General features: G+C 67.1%; 6 protein-coding genes and 2 pseudogenes. 4 read left to right on the top strand and 4 right to left on the bottom strand.

Features of this window, described 5'->3' with window-relative positions:
* Positions 1 to 25 precede the first annotated feature (25 nt).
* Positions 26 to 8,644, bottom strand: a complete 8,619-nt coding sequence (locus OG588_RS22390) for a ricin-type beta-trefoil lectin domain protein (RefSeq protein WP_405948854.1) — start codon at positions 8,642 to 8,644, stop codon at positions 26 to 28.
* Between the two features lie 293 nt (positions 8,645 to 8,937).
* Between OG588_RS22390 and OG588_RS22385 the strand changes: the two genes are divergently transcribed.
* Both OG588_RS22385 and OG588_RS22380 read left to right on the top strand, forming a co-directional pair.
* Positions 8,938 to 12,912: a LamG domain-containing protein gene (locus OG588_RS22385; RefSeq protein WP_405948853.1), complete on the top strand. Its 3,975-nt coding sequence runs from the start codon at positions 8,938 to 8,940 to the stop codon at positions 12,910 to 12,912.
* A gap of 183 nt (positions 12,913 to 13,095) precedes the next feature.
* Entirely contained in the window at positions 13,096 to 14,781 is a 1,686-nt protein-coding gene (locus tag OG588_RS22380; protein WP_405948852.1) for a hypothetical protein, read from the top strand.
* Between the two features lie 439 nt (positions 14,782 to 15,220).
* Here OG588_RS22380 and OG588_RS22375 read toward each other — a convergent pair.
* A pseudogene (locus OG588_RS22375) lies at positions 15,221 to 16,315 on the bottom strand (tyrosine-type recombinase/integrase); the annotation flags it as partial.
* Positions 16,316 to 16,426: 111 nt separating this feature from the next.
* Between OG588_RS22375 and OG588_RS22370 the strand changes: the two are divergent.
* Positions 16,427 to 16,949 (top strand): annotated as a pseudogene (locus tag OG588_RS22370) (hypothetical protein).
* Here the strand turns inward: OG588_RS22370 and OG588_RS22365 are convergent.
* A complete protein-coding gene (locus tag OG588_RS22365; protein ID WP_405948851.1) occupies positions 16,906 to 17,697 on the bottom strand; it encodes an IS5 family transposase in 792 nt (263 codons plus the stop codon). The pseudogene OG588_RS22370 and the gene OG588_RS22365 sit on opposite strands and share 44 nt — an antisense overlap.
* 332 nt (positions 17,698 to 18,029) lie before the next feature.
* Here OG588_RS22365 and OG588_RS22360 point away from each other — a divergent pair, with 332 nt between their 5' ends.
* Positions 18,030 to 18,776: a tetratricopeptide repeat protein gene (locus OG588_RS22360; protein ID WP_405948850.1), complete on the top strand. Its 747-nt coding sequence runs from the start codon at positions 18,030 to 18,032 to the stop codon at positions 18,774 to 18,776.
* Positions 18,777 to 18,801: 25 nt separating this feature from the next.
* Here the strand turns inward: OG588_RS22360 and OG588_RS22355 are convergent.
* Positions 18,802 to 19,609, bottom strand: a protein-coding gene (locus tag OG588_RS22355; RefSeq protein WP_405953185.1) for an IS5 family transposase whose coding sequence is annotated in 2 segments (ribosomal slippage) — positions 18,802 to 19,276 and positions 19,275 to 19,609 — 810 coding nt in all. Because the reading frame shifts where the segments join, the coding sequence is not laid out codon by codon here.
* Positions 19,610 to 19,745: the final 136 nt, after the last annotated feature.

The following is a 19,745-nucleotide window of genomic DNA, read 5'->3' as shown; positions in this document are numbered from 1 at the left end:
GGTGTAAAGAGGACAACGAAACCTGCTACCACTCGGCCGTGGTCGCTGACGTCAACGTAGCACCCCTCCGAGTGAGGAAATCTTCGCACTCCGGACATATGGGTCGACTCACAGCGAGGAATCTAGGCTGCAACTGAAGTACCCCGGCCCCCTCATTGAAGAGCTTCACTTCGGTGTGCCAGAGATCTTCTTTAGTGACGAGCTTGGCCGGCTGCGGAATGCGGAAGCCGAATTCTGTATTGCCGAGGTCTGTCAGCTCTCCGAATTGGCCTGGAGTCAGGTCAGAGCGCGCGCCAGCTGCATACAAGTCGATTCCGCCACCTGTACCAGGGACATCTGCATGGAGTCCTCCCATTGTCCGCCAACCAGCCCCGCTGCCAGCAGCATCCGTCAAGTCTTCGACGCGTGACTGTACGTGCGCGGGGCCAGAGACTTTGCATAGATTATTCCCGAACCCGGTGTTATGAACCAAGATCGGTGTGGTGCCTGCCACAACGTAGTACGTGTGGAGTTGCTGGACGGTGAGGTTCCAGCGGTTTGCCGCACCGGGCGTGGGCCGGGTGGAGACGACGAAGACGTGGTCGTTGGTAGCGGTGTTGAGGGCGTCCCCGTTGTGGAGTTTGCCGGCGGCGACCCAAGTGTGGGTGGTGTCGTTCCAGAAGGGGTGGTTGGCGGTGGTGTGGAGGGTGGCCGTGTGGCCGTCCTCGGTGAGGATGGTGAGGTCGAGCAGGTCGTGGTCGTGGTTGATCCACACGTGTTGGACGGTGCGGGCGCCTTGGTGCTTGCCGGTCTTGGGGTTGGCGGCTTCGACCTTGTCGCCGGTCTTGATCTTGCCGATCGGTTTGGTCTTGCCGCCGCTCAGCAGGATGGGGGTGCCGGGGGAGAAGCTGCAGCGACTCGGAGAGTTTGTTCCGCCGTTGGAAGTACCGGATGACGGCTTGTCCGGTTTGGCCGCAGCGGCGTTGGCGTGTCCGGCTTCGGCCTGTGGGTCGGCCTTCTTGGCTCCGGCAGCCTTGGCGGCTGAGGCATCTTCGTTGGCTTGCTTGGCTGCTCCGCTCTCGGCCGCCAACTCGTCGGCGTACTCTTCGGTTGCCTCGGCCGCAGCACCGCCGAGTCCCACGATGATGCGGCTGCCGAGGAGCAGGCTCCCGCCCGCCTCGGCGTCCGCGGCTCCCAGTACCAGACCAGAAACACAGTCCACGACGCCGCTCGCCAGGCACCCGTAGAGCAAGGGCACCGCCACGATGGCGCCCGCCTCGACTTCCAGAGCCTTGAGGCCGCCCCAGCTTCCGCACCGGTTCGTGCCGAAGTCGGCTGGCTGGCAGGGGACTTCACCGAGAGTCGGGGTGGGGGTCTGCGTTGAGGCGGGCGTGTTGCCCATGGGGGGCGTGGGGGTGGTGGACGGTGCGGGGGAGGCGCTGGTGCCGCCGTTGGAGTTGTCGGTGCCGCCATGACTGGATGTCTTCGTTCCGCCGCCGCACATGTCGGAGCCGGGGAACTGATTGCAGTAGTTGTTGATTTCCTTTTGGTTACCACCGGACCCGCTGCCGTCGAGGGCCAGGCCAGTGGGGTCGCTTCCCGAAGCCGGGTTGTCTCCCGCGTACGTGTAGCCGCCCATCTGGTTCGGGTCACCCGCCTCGAAGAGGGGGTCGGGGGTGAGGAATCGGCCCTGGGCGGGGTCGTAGTTGCGGGCGCCGAGAAGGTCGAGGCCGGTGGTGGTGTCGGTGGGCTGGCCGAGGTAGCCGTGGTTCTCGTCGGCGGCGACCCATGAAGTGGGCTTGGTGCCGCGGGAGTTGCCGTAGGGGTCGTAGTAGCGGCGGGTGACCGCCAGAGTGCTGGCATCGATGGCGGTGGTGGCGGTGCCCTGGGCGTTGGCGACCTGGTAGGTGACGGTGCCGCTGCTGGAGCGGGTGATGGTGGTGCCGTCCGGGCCGGTGATGTTGCGCAGGCCGGTCCAGGTCTTCGCGGAGACGTTCAGGGTGATCTGTTCGGTGCCGCCGAAGAGATAGAGGATGCGGGTCTTGTCGGTGCCGTCGACGGCGCTGGTCTGTTCCAGCAGGTTGCCGTCGGCGCCGTAGAGGTACTTGCTGGTGTTGGTGTGTGTGCCAGAGCCGGTGGCGACGGTGGCGGTGCGGCCCTCGGCGTCGTAGGTGAGGGTCTGGGTCTGGCCGGACGGGAGGGCTCCGGTGCCGGCGGTGGTCCAGGTCTGGCCGGCGCTGCCGCAGGTGGCGAGGGTGAGCTGGGTGCGGATGGTGGCGCTGGCGCCGGGGTCGGTCACGCACATCGTGCTGTTGGCGTTGCTGACCAGGGTGCCGGTGCTGGTGGCCTTCCACTTCTGGGTGGCGTCGCTGTTGCAGGTGTCGAGCACCAGGAGGGTGCCGGTGGTGGTGGCGTTGCCGGTGGTGTCCAGGCACATGGTGCCCAGGACCTTGATGGTGCCGTCGGTGCCGATCGTCCAGTTCTGGGCGGCGGAGGCGTTGCAGGTGTAGGTGCGGACCACGGCGCCGGGGGTGGTGGAGGCGCCTGCGTCGTCGATGCAGAGTTTGCCGCCGCCGGAGAGGGTGAAGCCGGTGTTGACGGGGCCGGTGGTGGACACCTTGCGGGTCATGGTGTCGCCGGCGTTCTTGTTGCTGTACGCCGGGTCGGTGTAGGTCGGTGTCCAAGTGGCGGTGCCGGTGGTTGGGTTGCTGCTGGTCGTGGTGCCTGACTGGTCGGGCAGGGTCGCAGTGGTGGTGCCGTCGGTGCCGGTGTAGGCGGTGGTCTGCGTGGTGTTGTTGGCCGCGGTGCCGGTGGTGTCGTGGTTGACCATGCCCGTGCGGTCGCCGAGCAGGTCGTAGGTGTACGTCTGCCAGTACGGTGCCGGGCCGCCGACCGTGCCGGTCGTGACGAGGGCCGTGGTGGTGGTCTGCACGGAGCCCGTGTTGCAGCCGCCGACGCTTCCGACCGGGGCGCTGGAGGAGTTGGTGATGCCTGCGGTGTCCGTCCAGGCGGCGGTCAGGCGCTGGAAGGAGTCGTAGGTGTAGCACTGGGTGTCGTGGGTGGTGTTGTTCTGCAGGTCGTCGATCGCGGTGATCTCGCCGGCCTGGTTGTAGCGGTAGTTGGCCACGTCCAGGGCGGTGGTGGACGTCTGCAGCATGCTGGACGTCTGGGTGACCCGGCCGGTGGTGGCGTCGTACTGGGCGAAGGTGGCCAGTTCCTTGCCGGTGGTCCCGTAGTTGGTCTGCAGGACCCGGCCGAAGGGGTCGTGGACGGCGGTGTCCAGGTAGTCGGGGGTGTTGGCCGCGGTGATGAAACCGCCGATGCCGTCGAGGTTGCCCTGCTGGGTGTAGCCGTAGTCGATGTCCTCGGCGGGCAGGTTGCCGTCCGCCTGGTAGCGGAGCGTGGACATCAGTCCGACGGTCGGGGTGTAGAACGCGGACGCGGTGTAGGTGACCGTGCCGCTGGTGGGTGCGGTGGACTGGCCGGCCGCGGCGAAGCCGTCGGTGGCCGGGACGGTCAGGGTGGTGCCGGTCGGCTGGTAGGCCGTGTTGTAGCCGGTGACCGCCTGGGTGTACGCCGATCCGGTCGTTCCGCCGACGTAGCGGGTGGACGAGGTCGGGTAGCCCTTGGCCAGGGTGTCGTACGTCCAGGAGGAGAGCTCTTTGGAGGTGTCGGGTGTGGCCGACCACGCGCTGTTGTACTCGGCGGTGGGGCGGTTGTCCCAGTCGTAGGCGTAGGAGAGGACCTGGCCGCGCGCGTCGGTGGTCTGCAGCAGGTTGCCGACGGTGTCGTACTTGTCGTAGCTGGTGGTGCCGGTGTTCGGGTCGGTCTGGGAGGTCTTCTGGCCCAGCAGGTTGTAGTGGTACGACCAGGTGTTGCCGGCACTGTCCTTGATGGTGTCGACCTGGCCGGCGGTCGTGTAGGTGTACGCGGTGGTGGCGTCGGCTTCGCCGGCCTGGTTCAGGGTGTCGGTCTTCCAGATGGTGGCGCCGGTGCTGTCGTAGAGCACCGTGTTGGCGTCGTTCTGGATCTGCAACGTCGTGCCGGTGGTGGTTCCGGTCGACCAGAGGGCTGTGGTGGCACCGGCGTTGTAGACGACGAAGTTGCCGTCGCTCCGCAGGGTGGCGAAGGCCCCCGGATTGCCCGAAGTGCTGGTGGACCACAGGGTTTTACCGGTCGAGAGGGAGGACAGCACCAGGTTGCCGTCGGCCTGCATGGCAAGCCGCACGCTGTCCGAGGTCAGTGACGTGCCCGACGGGATGACCTGGCCCTGGGTGAGTTTGACCGTGCTGCCGGTGTTCTTGACGACGCTCTTGGTGGCTTGTCCCAGCGCGTTGGTGTAGGTCGCGGTGGAACGGCCCCCGGCCGGAGCGGTGCTGTCGGTCTCGTCGGCGCCGGGGTAGCTGGTGGTGGTGTGCCACTGCTGGACCGCCTGGTGCCACAGCGTGCTGGTGGCTGGGCGGCCCTGGCCGTCGTAGGCGGTCGTCGTCTCCGACGGGATCTGGTTCTCGTTCGCCGCGTACAGGGTGGTGGACGGGTTGTTGTCCGGCTCGGAGTACGGCGCGAACGATGCCGTCTGCCAGCCGTGCGAGTCGTAGAAGGTGTCGGAGATGATCCGGCCGGAGTTGGTGTCGCCGTTGGCTGTGGCCTGGGTCTGGCGCGGTTGCAGCATCCCGTCGTAGATGGTGATCGACGAGGCGTACGTGCCGTCCTCGCGGAGCGTCTTCGTGGTCACCGCGGAGGGGGCGCCGGGTGAGGTGACGGTGCCGCCCGGGGCAGCGACCGCACCGGGATTGATGGAGTAGGCGAAGGTCTCGTCCGCGCTCTGGCCCGAGGCCTTGTCGCGGCCTGGCAGCCAGACCGCCGTGCGTCGCCCGAGCGCGTCGTAGGTGATGTCGGTCTTGCGGTTGTTGGCGTCGACGTTCTCGGTGGGCAGGCCGCGCAGTGCGTCGAGGGTGGAAGTGACCTTCCAGCTCTGGGAGTTGGTGGTCGTAATGCTGGTCGGGTTGGTGTTTCCGCCCAGGAGGGACCACGCGGGGGTGAACGCCGTGTGGGTGTTCTGGCCCGTGGCGTCGAGGGCGTCGGTGATGCGGCCGGCGCCGTCGTACGTCATGGCCGAGCTGGTCTGCCAGTTCTCGGTGGTGCCGGTGTAGCCGGTGGCGGTGCGTACGGCGCTGGCCTGGCCGATGGCGGTGCTGGCGGTCTGGTCGAGCTGACCGAAGGTGCCCAGGTTGGCGAGGGTGCCGTCGCCGTCGTAGTAGATCTTCTTGTCCGCCAGCAGTGTGCCTGCGGAGGTCGCGGTGCCGCACGGTCCGCTGACGGAGGTGACCTGGTCCGGGTAGGACAGAGTCATGGTGTTGCTGGACGACGGTGTCGCGTAGGTGGTGGTGGCGCACTTCTCCTGCGCGGCCACGGTGACGTCGCCGTGTGCGTCGACGGTGGAGACCCGGCCCTGGCTGTCGTAGGCGGTGTCGGTCCGGGTGTGGCGCCAAGTCCCGTTCGCAAGCAGCGAGTAGCCGTGCGACTGGGCGGTCTTGATGCGGTAGGCGGTCAGGTCGGGCAGCGTCGACAGAGTTGGCTTCGTGTCGCCGGGGTTGTCCTCCTGGGTCCAGTCCGTCCACGGGGTCTGGTTGGCGTGCGCGGTGGTGGTGTAGGTGAACGGGCCGTTGACGGTTACGGCGTCGATGGTGCCGCCGACCGCCGTGTAGGTGTCGCTCTGAAGGGCTGTGCCGGTGAGTTGGTCGGCGTCGGTGACGCTTTGGACGGTGGAGCCGCCAACCTTGGCGTCCACACTGACCGAGCGGCGGGTGCCGTCGGACTTGTAGTCGCCGTCCATGCCCTGCAGGTAGGTGGTGGTCTGCTGGGTGACCGGCTCGGGGGCTTGCCCGGTCTGCACCGTGACGGTGCGGAAGCCGCGGAACTGGTCCCAGGTGCGGTACTGGTCGTCCGTCTGTGCCGAGTCGTCCCGGTGCCAGGCGGGGCCGGAGTAGCTGTAGGTGGAGACCTGTATCTCCGAACCCGCCGGTATGTTCTGGGAGTTCGGCTTGTACTGGGACGCGATCGTCAGGTCGGACGCGGTGACCGTGTGCACGGTGGTCTTGTTGAACCAGTCCGCGATCGGCTTCGAAGCCCCCGGCACCGTCCAGTAGACCGGATAGCAGGAGTTGGTGTTCGCGTCCGCGGCCGAGATCGACAGCGTCTTGTTCGCGCACGGGGTGGCGTTGTAGTCGACGGCGATCGACTCGCCGGTCTCGGTCTGGATCGAGGAGATCCTCGGCCGGTACAGCGGTGGCGCGGAGGGGGAGGTGTCGTTGACCCGGTTGTCGATCTCCGTACCGGTGAAGGAGACCTGGTTCAGCTTGGCGTCGCTGTTGCCGTTGCCGTAGGTGTCCTTGCCGGTGTGCTGGATCGACTGCAGCCACATCACGGCCTGGAGGGAGCCCGCGTCCTTGGGGTCGACGGTGGTTCCGGTGACCGGGTCGACCGTGCCGCCGGAATCCGAGTACACCTGCCCGAGTTGATAGCTGTCGACGTCGACCAGAGTGTCCGTCGACGAGTCCTTGACGTGGATCTTCGTGGTGATGCTGTCCAGGCGGGTGGTGGACCAGAACGTTGGTCCCTCGGTGATACAGACGTCGGTCGGCACCGAGGTCGACCCGGACGGCAGGGTGGTGCTGTCGGTGGAGTCGCAGTGCAGGTCCCATGGCACATCGGGCCAGTGCGGGGCCGTGTTGTCGTCGAGGTTTCCGGCCGAGCAGTCGGTGAAGGTGGCCGTGGTCTGGCAGCGCTGCTTGGACGTGAAGGTGACCTGACCGGCGGGGGTGCGCCCCGTCTGCTCGTCGGCGAGCTTGTAGCCGTAGGAGACGCTGTCGAGCTTTCCGCCGCGGACGTACGAGGTCAGGGTGCCCGAGTCACCGGTCGCGGCCTGTCCGCCGCCCAGGTCGTAGTAGTTGCTCTGGGTCGTGTAGTCGTAGCGCTGCACGAACCCGCTCGGTGCGACGACGAAGTCCAGATTCCAGCGCCAGCCCTCGTGCTTGTCGCACTGGGACGCCTTGCCCTTGGCCGAGTCGTAGCACGGGTCATCCGACTCCGGATGCAGCACGGGTACGCCCCAGGCGGCATCGGTCGAGGAGTCGCCGGGTGTGCCGGACTGCATCGCGCCGGACGGGCCGGGGCCGGTCGGGGAGTGGTCGGCACCGAAGTACGCGGCGGTGCCGTCCGTGGTCAGGACCCGGAAATAGACGCCGTCCTGCAGGCCGTTGGCGGCGCCGGACAGCTCCTGGACCAGCGTCCCGTCGTCGCCCGTCAGCCGCCACTGCTTGATCTCGCCCGGCACACTGGAGTCCACGCCGTCGGGCACCAGTTGCCCGGAGTGCGAGCCGAAGGAGATCGTGGCGTTGTCACCGGCCCAGCACTCGTCCCCAGATCCCTTGAGGATCTTGTCCCCGCTGCTGTCCAGGAGACCGCTGCAGGAACGATACGTCCGCTCGACGAAGCCGGGCTGGTAGCTCCAGCCGTCGCCGATCGAGGACGCCTGGGAGTTACGGGCCGAGGTCTCCCCGTCCTCAGACTGTGAGTCGTAGGAGAAGGCCACCGACGGGGCGTTGCCGCCGATCGTGGACGGGACATCGATCGGGTAGGAGTAGGTGAAGGCGCCCGTCCCGGAGGCTTGCCAAGTTCCCGCCGGGTTCAGTGAAGTCGCGGCGTAGCTGCCCTGCGAGCCGGAACTGCCCGAGGTGACCTCCACTGCCGTGGTGGCCGCGGACATCGCCGTCGCACCCGCCGTGCCGCTCGCGGCACGCGATGCCGGGGCGGTGGACGAGCCGAGCGTGAGCGTCGCGGCCAACTGGTCCGCGGTCGCCCGGTTGGTGAAGGGGATGGGGGTCCGCGTCCCGCACTGCTTCAGCTGAGGCGTGGTCATCGCACAGGCCGGGACCTGGTACAGCCGCAGCCGTGAACCGAAGCCGCCGCCATACGCCTTGGCCAGCGACGCGTAGTCGATGACCACCCGCACCCGGCCATTGCCGGACTTCGCGTCGGCGCGGGTGAAAGCGAGCAGCATTCCGTCGGCGCCGGCTTTCAGCGCCTGGGTGTGTGATGCCACCTTCACCTGTACCGAAGCCGGGCCAACTGCCGTGCCGGAGCCGGACTTTTGGCCGGATGCCGGCGCGGGCCCAATCCACACCGGCAGGGCGCCTGCCTTGACGGGCTTCGTCACCGGGACGACGCGCGTGCTCGACGGAGGAGTGGATGCCGACTTGGTGGCCGCGGTGGAAGCATCGGCGGGGCTGGATGACGAACTGGGCGACGCAGCGGTGGTGGACGCGGTGTTGCCGGACTGGGTGGTGTGCGTCAGGGACACCGTCTTCGTGCCGGCCGTCGGCCACGTCGGCTTGACGGCCTGATACTTGCTGACGGCCTTGTAGCCCTTGGGGTGAGCGGCAGTTGGCTGGTGCAAGGCATGGCTGCCGACCGCCGGAGTCTTCGGAAGGGCCTTCGGGTTCCACACCGTGCCCTTGAAACGGTAGGGCCCCACTACAGCGCCCTGGGCCACAGCTATGGGCACCAACAGCGCCGTCAGCGCGACGGTCGCCGTGGCAAGAGTCAGTGCTCTGCCCCAGATCCGGTACTGGACGCTCGCGAACCAACGCCGCTTGCCGCTCACTCATTTCCCCCATGACCAGCGGCCTTGACAGACCGTCCCCACCCCGATCACACGGGAAGCGTGATCGACGGGAGGCTATTGATGGGAAGGGGGCAACTCAATACCCTGTGCCGACCATGTGGCGATCACGTATGCCAACTGAGTGCCTGGTGTGCCCTTTCCATGAAGGGGCGAACATCATCACCTAGCGACAAACCAGACACCACGTGCATTGCCCGTCACATCCTCAACACCCGTAAACGTGACGAAGATCACGAATGCAAAGTGTTGGCAAATAGAGGGGGAGCTGTTTCGTGTTGTCCGGATACGCCCGAAAGCCGGGTAAGCGAAGAGAACTGATACGGCGGCTGGCGCTGATACCCGCGCTGGCAGGCCTGTTGCTCACCGTTCCCGCCGTTTCGGCAAGTGCCGACGATCCGGCTCCGAGCGATCCCATGCTGGCCGCCCAGACCGAGGCCGTCGCCAGTGGCCAGGACGTGTCCGTCGAGTCGCTGACGACGGAGACCTCCACCGTCACGGCCAACCCCGACGGCATGTTCACCTCCACCACCAACGTCATGCCGGTACGGGTCCTCAAGGACGGCGTCTGGACGCCAGTGGACGCCACCCTCGCCGAAAATTCGGACGGCACACTGTCGCCCAAGGCCACGCCGAACGACGTCGCTCTGTCCAGTGGCGGCAACGGTCCCTTGGTCACCCTCACCAACGAGGACGGGCACAGCATGGCCCTGACCATGCCTTTCACCCTGCCCGCGCCCACAGTCGGCGATGACACGGCCGTGTACAAGTCGGTGCTGCCTGGCGTGGATCTGTCCGTGTCGGTCACGGATCAGGGCGGCGTCAGCGACGTACTGATCCTCCATGACGCGACCGCCGCAGCTGATCCGCACGTCAAGAAGCTGACCGAGGCAGCCGCCACCCAGGGCCTCACGCTCTCCTCCACGGATTCGGGCGGTATGAATGCCACCGCCGCCGACGGCACCGTCGCCTACACCAGCCCCCGCCCGCTGATGTGGGACTCCAGCACCCTTCCGGACGCACTGACGGAAAACGCGCCCGCGACAGACAGCACCACGACCGGCGACCCGCTTACGACGTCCTCCGCCGACGGGCCCGGCGTGGGAGCCAATGTGGTCACCGTCCCCATGACCACCACATCCGGCGGCCTCACGCTGGCACCGGACACAACTGTGCTCAATGATCCGGGCACCACCTACCCGGTGTTCATCGACCCGTTCGACAATCCGGACACCAAGACTTCCGGTCACTACGACGAGGTCTACTCCAGCTCCACCTGCTCCGACAGCCCGCAGTACGACAAGCCGCAGCCCGATGGCGAGGGCGTGGGCTACCAGCGCTGGGGCGGCATCTGCGGCACCGGTCTGGAACGCTCCTACTACGCCATCCCCACCAGCAGCCTCGATCCCTCCATGCAGGTCTACGACGCGCTCATCACGGTGAGCTCCACGTATGCGGCCAGCTGGGACTGCTCACAGGACCAGCCGATCACCCTGCACACCACCGGGGCGATCGACTCGGGCACCGACTGGAACAACAAACCCGGGACTGTGGACGACAGCTACGCGGCCGTCAGTACCACGATCCCGAGCGCGGCCAACTCCGGCAGCAGTTGCAGCAACCACACCGCGTCCTTCAAGGTCCCCGACCAGGCCCAGCGGATAGCGAAGTACCACAGCGCGAGCGGCGATTACTGGACCGTCGCCCTCTACGGCAACGAGAGCACATCTTCCAGCAACGACGACTATCTGCGGATGTCCAGTGCCCTCACGATGACCGTGAAATTCGACGTCCCGCCGGACGTCCCGACCAGCCTGCACACCGTGCCGGGCGCCACCGGAGCCGACGGCGCCTGCGTCACGAGCGGAGACGGTTGGATCGGCGCCGTCACCTACTCCAACGCCGGAAGCAACGTCCAACTGCACTCCACCGTCAAGTCGAACGTCTCCGGCGAGAACGTCAAGGCGATCTTCCATGTCTGGGACCGGACAGTGCTCGACTCCAGCGGCAACGCGCAGGATGACGGAAGCCCCGCCACCGCCTACGTGGCGGCCGACACCGCCAGAGACGTCAACCTGCCCATCGGCTTCACCCTCAAAGACGGCCACGAGTACGGCTGGGACGCCTACGCGCAGGACAACAACTCCACCCTGAGTCTGGCCTCCGACAAGAGCGACCACTGCTGGTTCAAAACCGACTTCACCCCACCGGACACTCCTGCGGTCGCTGACAACTCCGACGTTCCGTCTGTCGGTACAGGCTCCACAGCCAGCGGTATCTACACCGGCAGCCAGACCACCTTCACCGTCACCGCGGCGGACGGCGCCCCCTCCGACAGCAGCTGCACGCCCACCGCATGCCTGTCCAGCGGCGTCGATCACTTCCTGTGGCTTCTCGACAGCCAGCCCACCGCCACCACCGGCACACCGGCGGCGCTCACCAGCACCGACAGCCAGGGCACCGCGACCGGCAAGATCCCCGTCACCCTGCCCACCTGGGGAGTGCACACCCTGTACGTCGCAGCCGTCGACGCGGCCGGCAACATCTCGCAGGCCCCGGCCAGTTACACCTTCACCGTGCCGTGGAACCCCGACACCAGAATCACCCCCGGTGACATCAGCGGCGACGGCGTACCCGACCTGCTCGCCACCACCAAGAGCGGCGACCTCGAACTGATTCCCGGCGACACCGATCCCGCCCAGAGCGTCACCCCCGCCCAGACAGGACAGGTCACCGGCACGACTCCCGCGATCAACGGCCCGGCGCTCGTCTCCACCCCGGCCGACTCGCCCGACGGAACCAGCTGGAACAACTACCTCGTCGCCCACCGCGGCAATCTGCACGGCGCGGACGTCGACGACCTCTTCGCCTACAACCGCAAGACATCCCAACTGTACGTCGTCCCGAACGACCTCGATCCCGCGGACGACAGCGCCGCCCAACTCGTCCCCTGGTCCAGCTTCCCGGGCTACATCGGCAAGCGTGCCAGCGACCCCGTGTCGAAGGATCCCTGCCAGCCGACAGTTCCCGACAGCCGCTGCGCGGGCGCCGGATACGACCCGACCACGCCCTGGAACATCACCCAACTCATCGCACCCGGCGACGTCTACGGAAACCAGCAGCACCACCCCGCCGTCATCACGGTGGAGAACGGCAAGCTGTGGATCTACCAGTCCGACAACGGCAAACACCTCACCGACCCGATCCTTCTCGGTGACGGCGACTGGTCAGGCCTCACGCTGATCGCGCCCGGCAAGTTCCAGGGCACGCCCACCCTGTGGGCACGGGACAACTCCACCGGGGCGCTCTACAGCTACTCACTCACTGTCGACGCCAACGGGCTGCCCGCACTCCTGCACCCCTCCATACACACCACGCTGCCGCTGACCCTGTCGCCGAGCACCTACCCCGTCGTGGCCTCGCCGGGTGACCTGAACAGCCCGACCGGCGGACCCGACGGCAACCCCGACCTGTACGCCGTGGACACCCACGGCGAGCTCACGGAATACCCGTACATCCGGAGCAAGGTCCTGGTCTCCCCGCCCCAGTACCTCTTCGGCGACCCGGTCTCCCTGGGCACGGTCACCAACACCGCCACTCACGGATGGACTCTCGACGACGGCACCGGCACCGGCACAAAGGACAGCGTCGGCACCCTCGACGGCACCCTGATCGGCGCCTATTCCTGGGCCACCGACACCACTCGCGGCAAGGTCCTCAACCTCACGGGCACCACCGGATACGCCGCCACGAGTGGGCCGGCCGTCGACACGTCCAAGAGCTTCACCGTCTCGGCGTGGGTCAACCCCGCCTCTCTCACGGCCAACTCGACCTTCGTCTCCCAGTCCGACAGCGCGGGCAAGGCCAACGGACTCCAGCTGTACTACTCCTCCGCCAAACAGGCCTGGGCCTTCAGCCGCCACAACGACGACACCACCAGTACGTCCTTCACGGCCGTCTACGGCGGCACCCCGACCGTCGGCCAATGGGCCCACCTGGTCGGCGTCTACGACGCCTCCACCAACCAACTCACCCTCTACGTCAACGGCCGCCAGTCCGGCACCAAGACCTACAGCGGCACCTCCTGGAACGCCGCCGGTCCCGTCCAGATCGGCCGTCGCCTCTACCAGGGCACCTACGGCGAGTACGCCAACGGCAAGGTCAGCGACGTTCACGTCTACGACACAGCCCTGCCTACGGCTGACGCCGCAGCGAAGGGCGACAACCCTGTTGTCAGCCAACTCGGCTGATCCACAAAGGGCGTTCAGGCGCTCGCTCAAGCACATTCCGGGCGAGCGCCTTGCGTTGATGGGCTGTCAGATCGCCCAACCGACCCCGCAGCGCTCCCAAGTGCCGCCCTGTCAGAGCACGTCACTAAGTTTTCGATCCTCAAGCTCACGCTCGAAGTCGTCCGATTCCCTGGGGGAACCATCTTGAGACGCAGCACTTTCTTGGCGGCAGCCACGGCAACCGCCCTGTCCGCCACCTTGTTCACGGGCCTTTCCCCGGCCCATGCGGACAACGCCACCGGCGGCCCTGTCCTGTCCGACGCGGACGGCTGGTACGAGCCGGGGCTGATCTTCGTGACCGCGCACTCCGACCGTCCTCTGACCCACATCACGGCGCACTTCTATCCGCTGGACGCGCCGGCAGGCGGACCGGAAGCCGGACCGGAAGCCGGATCGACCGAGGATTTCACCCAGTACTCAGGACAGGACGCCACATCCGGCACTTGGCGGGCACCGGTCCACCTGGCCGACCTCGGCGACTACCGGGTGACCGTCGACCTTGAGGACGCTTCCGGGGCCACCGTCACCGGTGCCCTCTCCCCGCACACCCTGCGGTACCAGACCCTTGTCACGATCCCGGACCTGACCGCCACGCCCGCCGCGCCGAACTACCTCCACCAGCAGGTCTCCGTCAGCGGCACCGCCCTCGCCACGGACCCCCGCCACCCGAACACCCCCACCCCCGCCGCCGGCGTACCCGTCGACATCGAGACCGGGCGCGGTCGGGTGCCCGCGACCACCACGGCCGACGGCCGCTTCACCGCCGCCTTCGTCCCCACCCGGACGTCCATCGACCTGACCGCCGCACCCGAGGCCTCCAGTACCTACCCGGGTGCGATCGACCTGCTGACGCCCAAGCAGCACCTGCACACCACCCAGGCACCGGTCCGCTTCACGGCGAGCACCCACGCCCTGAACCTCAAGCAGGGCACCACCGGCACTGTCACCGGCCGCGCCGAGATCCAGACCGCCTCGGGCTGGCAACCGCTGCCGCACACCAGCATCGGTCTCTTCGGCACCACACCCACCGGTTCGGACGTTGTCGCCGGTCAGACCACCACCGACAGCCAGGGCTCCTACACGCTGCACGTCTCCTCGGACAATGCCGCACCGACAGCCCAACTCATGGTCGGCACCACCGACATGCCCTTCCAACAGTTCGCGACCGAACCCTTCGGCCTCCACGTCGCCTACACCACCCACATCGAGACGAGCGCGCAGCTCAACGACGACTCGTCCCTCAAGGTCTCCGGCTACGTCTACTACGAAGACGCACGCGCGCACTGGCCCACCAAGCCCACCGTCACCCTGCAGTACTCCAAGGACGGCAAGAGCGGCTGGAAGAACGCCACCACCATCCCCGTCAAGGTCCGCTACAACAAGCCCCAGTTCCAGGAGGTGTTCGCCCACACCTTCACCAAACCGAACACCAACGCCTACTGGCGTGCCCAGTTCAACGGCAACCCCGACCTGGCGACCAGCACCACCAAGCCCGTTCACCTGGTCCGCTACGCCACCCGCATCACCGGCTTCCACGCCTCACCCGACCCGGTCCGCAAGAATCAGCCGATCCGGTTCGCCGGCACGCTCCAGTACGAGAACGGCACCACCTGGAAGCCGCTCAGCGGCGAATCACCCGCCCTCTACTTCCGACCCCGCGGCTCCACTACTTACCACTTCGTCGCCGACCTGGACACCGACAAGCACGGCCACATCATTGGCATGGTGACCGCCAAACAGGACGGCACCTGGGCCGTCGCCTTCAACCGCCAGACCGGAAGCCGGTACCTGAAGAGCGCCCGGGTCACCGACTACGTCGACGTTCGGTGAGTGCCCGTCGGTGCCGCTTGCCGCAGGTTTCGTAGGGCGCGCCGGAGCGCGGATCGTCGGAGACTTATAGAGCTGCAACAACCTGTGTGGCGGGCACCTGAAGGCGGCACCGCTCGTGCCAGTCGCGCTCGCGGTGGCCGCCCGGTGGCCGGACGCCTTTGGACGACGTGAGACGAGGCAGCACAGGACAACCGGCCGCACATGCTCTGATCAGGCCGAACGTCACTCAGCGGCACGGCGCGGCACCAGAGAGCATGATCCCTCGTGGTCTTGTAATGCGTAGGTCGTCGGTTCGAATCCGACAGGGGGCTCCGGCGAAGGCCAGGTCACATAGCCCGTGACCTGGCCTTTTGTGTTGCTCGGGGCATGACGTGTCACACGGCTGGGGTGCCGTGGGACGGCTTGCGTGAGCGATGCGTGAGCGGAGCGGCTCGGTGGCCTACTTCTTGGGCTTCTTCCGCGCCTTGTTCTTCTTCGCCTTGGCCTGGGCTTTCGCCTTCTGAGCGGCCTTGTGGGCGGCCTTGCGGGCCTTCTCCGCCTCGGACTTGCGCTGGAGCGGGACCAGCTTGGCGGTGGCCTCGGCTGAGCTCTTGCCGACGTGGGGGAGGACGCTCTGGTAGATGTCCCGCGTGATGCGGGTGTCGCTGTGCCCGAGAGTGTCCGAGACGATCTTCACGTCGATGCCGGCGGCCAGCATGAGGGTTGCCGCGCCGTGGCGCAGGTCGTGCAGCCGGATCGGCGGGAGGCCGGAGGCGGCGACGAGTCGCTCGAAGAGATCGGTGACCTTGCCGGGGTGCAGCCAGGAGCCGTCTTCTTGAGTGAAGAGGAGGCCGGTCTCGACCCAGGGCGGTCCCCATTCCTCGCGGTCCGCTTCCTGCTGCTTGCGGTGCCGCTCCAGGACGTTGACCGTGTCGTCGTCCAGGGCCACGACGCGGAAGCCGCTGTCGGTCTTCGGTTTGGACGCTTCGACGTCCCAACCGTCCTGGACGAGTTGGCCGGTGACGGTGAGGGAGTGCCGGTCGAGGTTGGTCTCCGACCAAGGCTGGCCGCACGCCTCGCCCCGACGCAGGCCGCGGAAGGCGATCACGTGCCACATGGCGTACAGCCGGTCCGCGGCGACGAAGTCGAGGAAGGCGCCGGTCTGTTCGGGCGTCCAGACCATGACGGGGGAGGGCTTCTCGCCGGTCTGCTGCCATCGCGCGACCCGCTCGTCCGTCCAGACGAGGGCCTTCGGCTTGCGGACGGGGTCGATCTTGACGTGGGCCGCCGGGTTGAACGTGATGATCTGCTGGCCGATCGCCTCGTTCAGAGCGGCGCGCAGAGTGGCCTTGACGTGCTGGCGCGTGGACGGCCCGGTGACGCGACGGAAGGGCGGCATCGCGTCGATCGCCGTCCTCATGGCCTTGCGGCGGGCCCGGCTCTCCACGCCCTTCCACGGCACGGCCGCCAACTCCTCTACGGCTGCACGCCGTTGGGCGTTCTGCTCCAGGATCTCGGCGTTGGCGTCGGTGATGGCGGTGAACATCTCGCTGAGAAGCTGTTGTCTTTCCGGACTTGAGGACTGCGTTTTCGCTGGTCAGGCATAGGGCCGATGATTCGTTGGGAGTGATGGCGTGTCGTGTCGTCGCTCCGGTGGAGGTCGTGGATGCCGTCGGTTGTGGGGCTGCTGGAACAGCGCGAGGTCGCCGCCCGCCGTCGCGTGGATGGGCTGAGGGAAGAAGCCGACCGCGTCCAGGCCGAGTTGGCCGTGGCCGAGCGGGAATGGCGGGAGTGGGCCATCGCCCGCTCGCGGGTCGGTGAGGTACTGGCCCCCGTGGACGAGCCAGGGCAAAGCCACGCCCAGGCCGAGGAGACATCGTCAGCACCGACCGCGGCGAAGTCGAAGTCCCAGGTGCCGGTGTGGCGTGAGGGGCTGGCCTGGTCGGTGCTGTCGGTGGATTATCAGCGCATCCTCACCGTGCTCGCGGACCGGGACCGGCTCCATCAAGGGCCACTGGCCTGCCAGGAGTTGGCCGTGCTGTTCGGTCTGGACGCGGTGCCGTCCAAGGTGGAGGCGTTGCGGTCGAAGGCGAAACGTCTGGTCGCGCGGGGCTGGCTGGCTGGCCGAGCGGCAGCCGGGCCGGTTCATGCTCGCTGCGGGTGTGGCCGGGCCAGGCGGCGGGTCATGAGCAGTGTCATCGACCAATAGATCATCGCCTCGGCGCTGGTGGTGCCGCGCTCAAAGTCGCGTGCCAGGCGGCGGGTGCGCATCAGGTGGGCGAAGAGACGCTCGACGATCCACCGCTTGGGCAGAACCACGAAGCCACGCATGTCGTCGCTGCGCTTGACGATCGCCAGGACCAGCGCGAGCGCGGTGAGGCAGTGCTCGACGAGGGGGCCGGTGTAGCCGCCGTCGGCCCAGACCAGCTCCAACCGGTGGTGTGCGTCGGCAACCTGCCCGAGCAGGACCTGGGCGGCGGCGCGGTCGCCGGTGTCCGCGGCGGTGACCATCACCCCCAGCAGCAGACCGAGGGTGTCGACCACGACGTGCCGCTTGCGGCCGTTGACCAGTTTGCCGCCGTCGAAGCCGCGGCTGTCCGATCCGACGACGGCGTCCGCCTTGACGGACTGTGAGTCGATCACCCCGGCTGTCGGCTCCACGTCACGGCCCGACTTCTCGCGGACCCTGGCGCGCAGCCGGTCGTGGAACTCCTTGACCAGCAGGTGGTCGCGCCAGCGGCGGAAGAACGCGTAGACGCGGTCCCACGGTGGGAAGTCGCCGGGCATGGCCCGCCACTTGATGCCGTTGTCGACGAGGTAGCGGATCGCATCGAGTATTGCCCGGTGGCAGTACGCCTCCGGCTGTCCGCCCCGGCCGCGCAGCCAGCCGGGCACCGGCAGCAGCGGCCGGACCACGGCCCACTCCGCGTCCGTCATGTCCGAGGGATACCGTCGAACACGTTCCGGGTGATCGGCCGCGTTTCCGAACCGGTGAGCGACACAATCACACGTCGGTGCAGCCGAGTTGAACTCCACCGGCGTAAGCACATACAACTGCGGCAACAGGGTCTCCTGGATCTCGGTTGGCTTCGCAACCCCGAGCTACCAGGAGGCCCTGTCTTCATGCCCGCAGCCGGCGTCAACCACCCGATCGAGACTCCCGTTCGACGCACACCCCTCAAGATCGGAACGACAACAGCTACTTATGGAGGGGCAAGTCAGGGGATGCATCCGGGGCTGTAGACGCCCTCACCGACCTGGTGACGCACATGGCGCGGGTGCTCGGCAATAGCCACCTCGACACCCTCAGCACAAGGAGTGACCTTGCCTTCTGGCGGGGAGAGTCGGGGGACACACCCGGGGCCACGGACGCCTTCGCCGAGTTGCTGGCTGACCAGATCCGAGTGTTGGGCAAGGAACACCCCGACACCTTCGAGACACGGAGTCGCATAGCCGATTTGCGCGGAGAGGCGGGAGATGCGTCTGGGGCCGCAGAGGCCTACGCCGAGTTGGTGGATGACGAGGTTCGATCGTTGGGCGCCCACCATCCCCACGTGACTGGCGCCCGAGTCGGCCTCGCTTTGTGGCGGGCGCAGGCGGATGACGCGTCAGGAACAGCGGATGCCCTGGCCGACGTGCTGGCAGACCAAATCCGAGTCTTCGGTACCGATCACCCCGAAACACTCGACACACAGGACAGCCTCGCCTTCTGGCGGGGAGAGGCTGGAGACGCCTCTGGAGCCGCGGAAGCGTATGAGCATCTCTTCAAGGTTCGCCGAATTTTCTTGGGAGAGGATCACCCAGAAACACTTGCAGCATGGGGCAGCCTCGCTCATTGGCGGGGAGAAGCAGGGGACGTTGCGGGGGCCATCACCGTGACCGAGCAACTGTTGGAGCACATGGTGCAGTTGCTGGGCGAAGAACACCCGCACGTGTCGTTGATCCGGCACAACCTCGCCCACTGGCGGAATGAGGCGGAAAGGACACCCGAGCGGCCTGGTAACGAGCGTTCATGAAACAACCTACGAGCTCGTGACGGGATCACGAGTGAGCCTTCTTGAGGCGCCTCCAGCAGATCAGGCCGCAGGCCAACGAGACGAATGCGTCGTGGAGTTCGAGGCGCCGTTCCCATCGGACGGCGAGGCGCTTGAACCGGTGGAGCAGGGCGAAGGTCTGCTCGACGACGTAGCGGAGCTTGCCCAGGCCCTTGATGTTCGGAGTGCCCTTGCATGAGATCACCGGCATGATCCGGCGTTTGCGCAGTTCACGACGGACGGTCCGGGAGTCGTACGCCTTGTCGCCCAGCACGGCGTCGGGGCGTCGGCGGGGATGGCCCGGACGGCCAGCCACCCGCGGGATGCCATCGACGAGGGCGATCGCCTGCGTGACGTCGTTGACGTTTGCCGCGGTAGTGACCACTTTGAGCGGGGCGCCCTTCCCATCGCAGATCAAGTGATGCTTGCTGCCTGTCTTGCGCCGGTCGACCGGCGATAGGCCGGTCGCGGCTCCCCCTTTTCGCGCGGACGTGGGAGCCGTCCATGCACGCGCGGGACCAGTCGAGTTCGTCGGCCGCGTTCAGCTCCGAGAGGAAGACGCGGTGCAACTGGTCGAAAACCCCTGCCTGTTGCCAGCGGTCCAGACGCCACCAGCAGGTCTGTCCAAAACCGAACCCTAGCTTCAGAGGCAGCAACTGGCACGCGATGTCCTGGTGCAGGACGTACAGGATGCCCTGCAGGGACAACCGGTCTGGCACAGGTTTCGGCCCCGGCGACTGCTTGAGCCAGGGCGGCAGCAGCGGCTCGATCACTGCCCACAAGCCGTCGTCCACGATCCGCGGCCGAGTCGTCACACCCACCCGAACGATCAGATCGTCACAAATAGCCACGCCCGACCAGGACCGTTCAGCAAGATTCTGTTACGAGCTCGTAGGGCGATTCACCACTACTTGGATAGTGGGCAACAAGTCTCGCTGGACGGCTGCCGGT

This window comes from Streptomyces prunicolor, from assembly GCF_045162825.1.
Lineage (GTDB): Bacteria > Actinomycetota > Actinomycetes > Streptomycetales > Streptomycetaceae > Streptomyces > Streptomyces prunicolor.
Note: the sequence above shows the minus strand (reverse complement) of the source record. Positions and strands in the feature narration are given on the sequence as shown.

Bases quoted from the DNA above. Each gene is read 5' to 3' on its own strand.
- OG588_RS22365 (WP_405948851.1), bottom strand. From the start codon at position 17,697: ATGACGGACGCGGAGTGGGCCGTGGTCCGGCCGCTGCTGCCGGTGCCC.
- OG588_RS22360 (WP_405948850.1), top strand. From the start codon at position 18,030: ATGGCGCGGGTGCTCGGCAATAGCCACCTCGACACCCTCAGCACAAGG.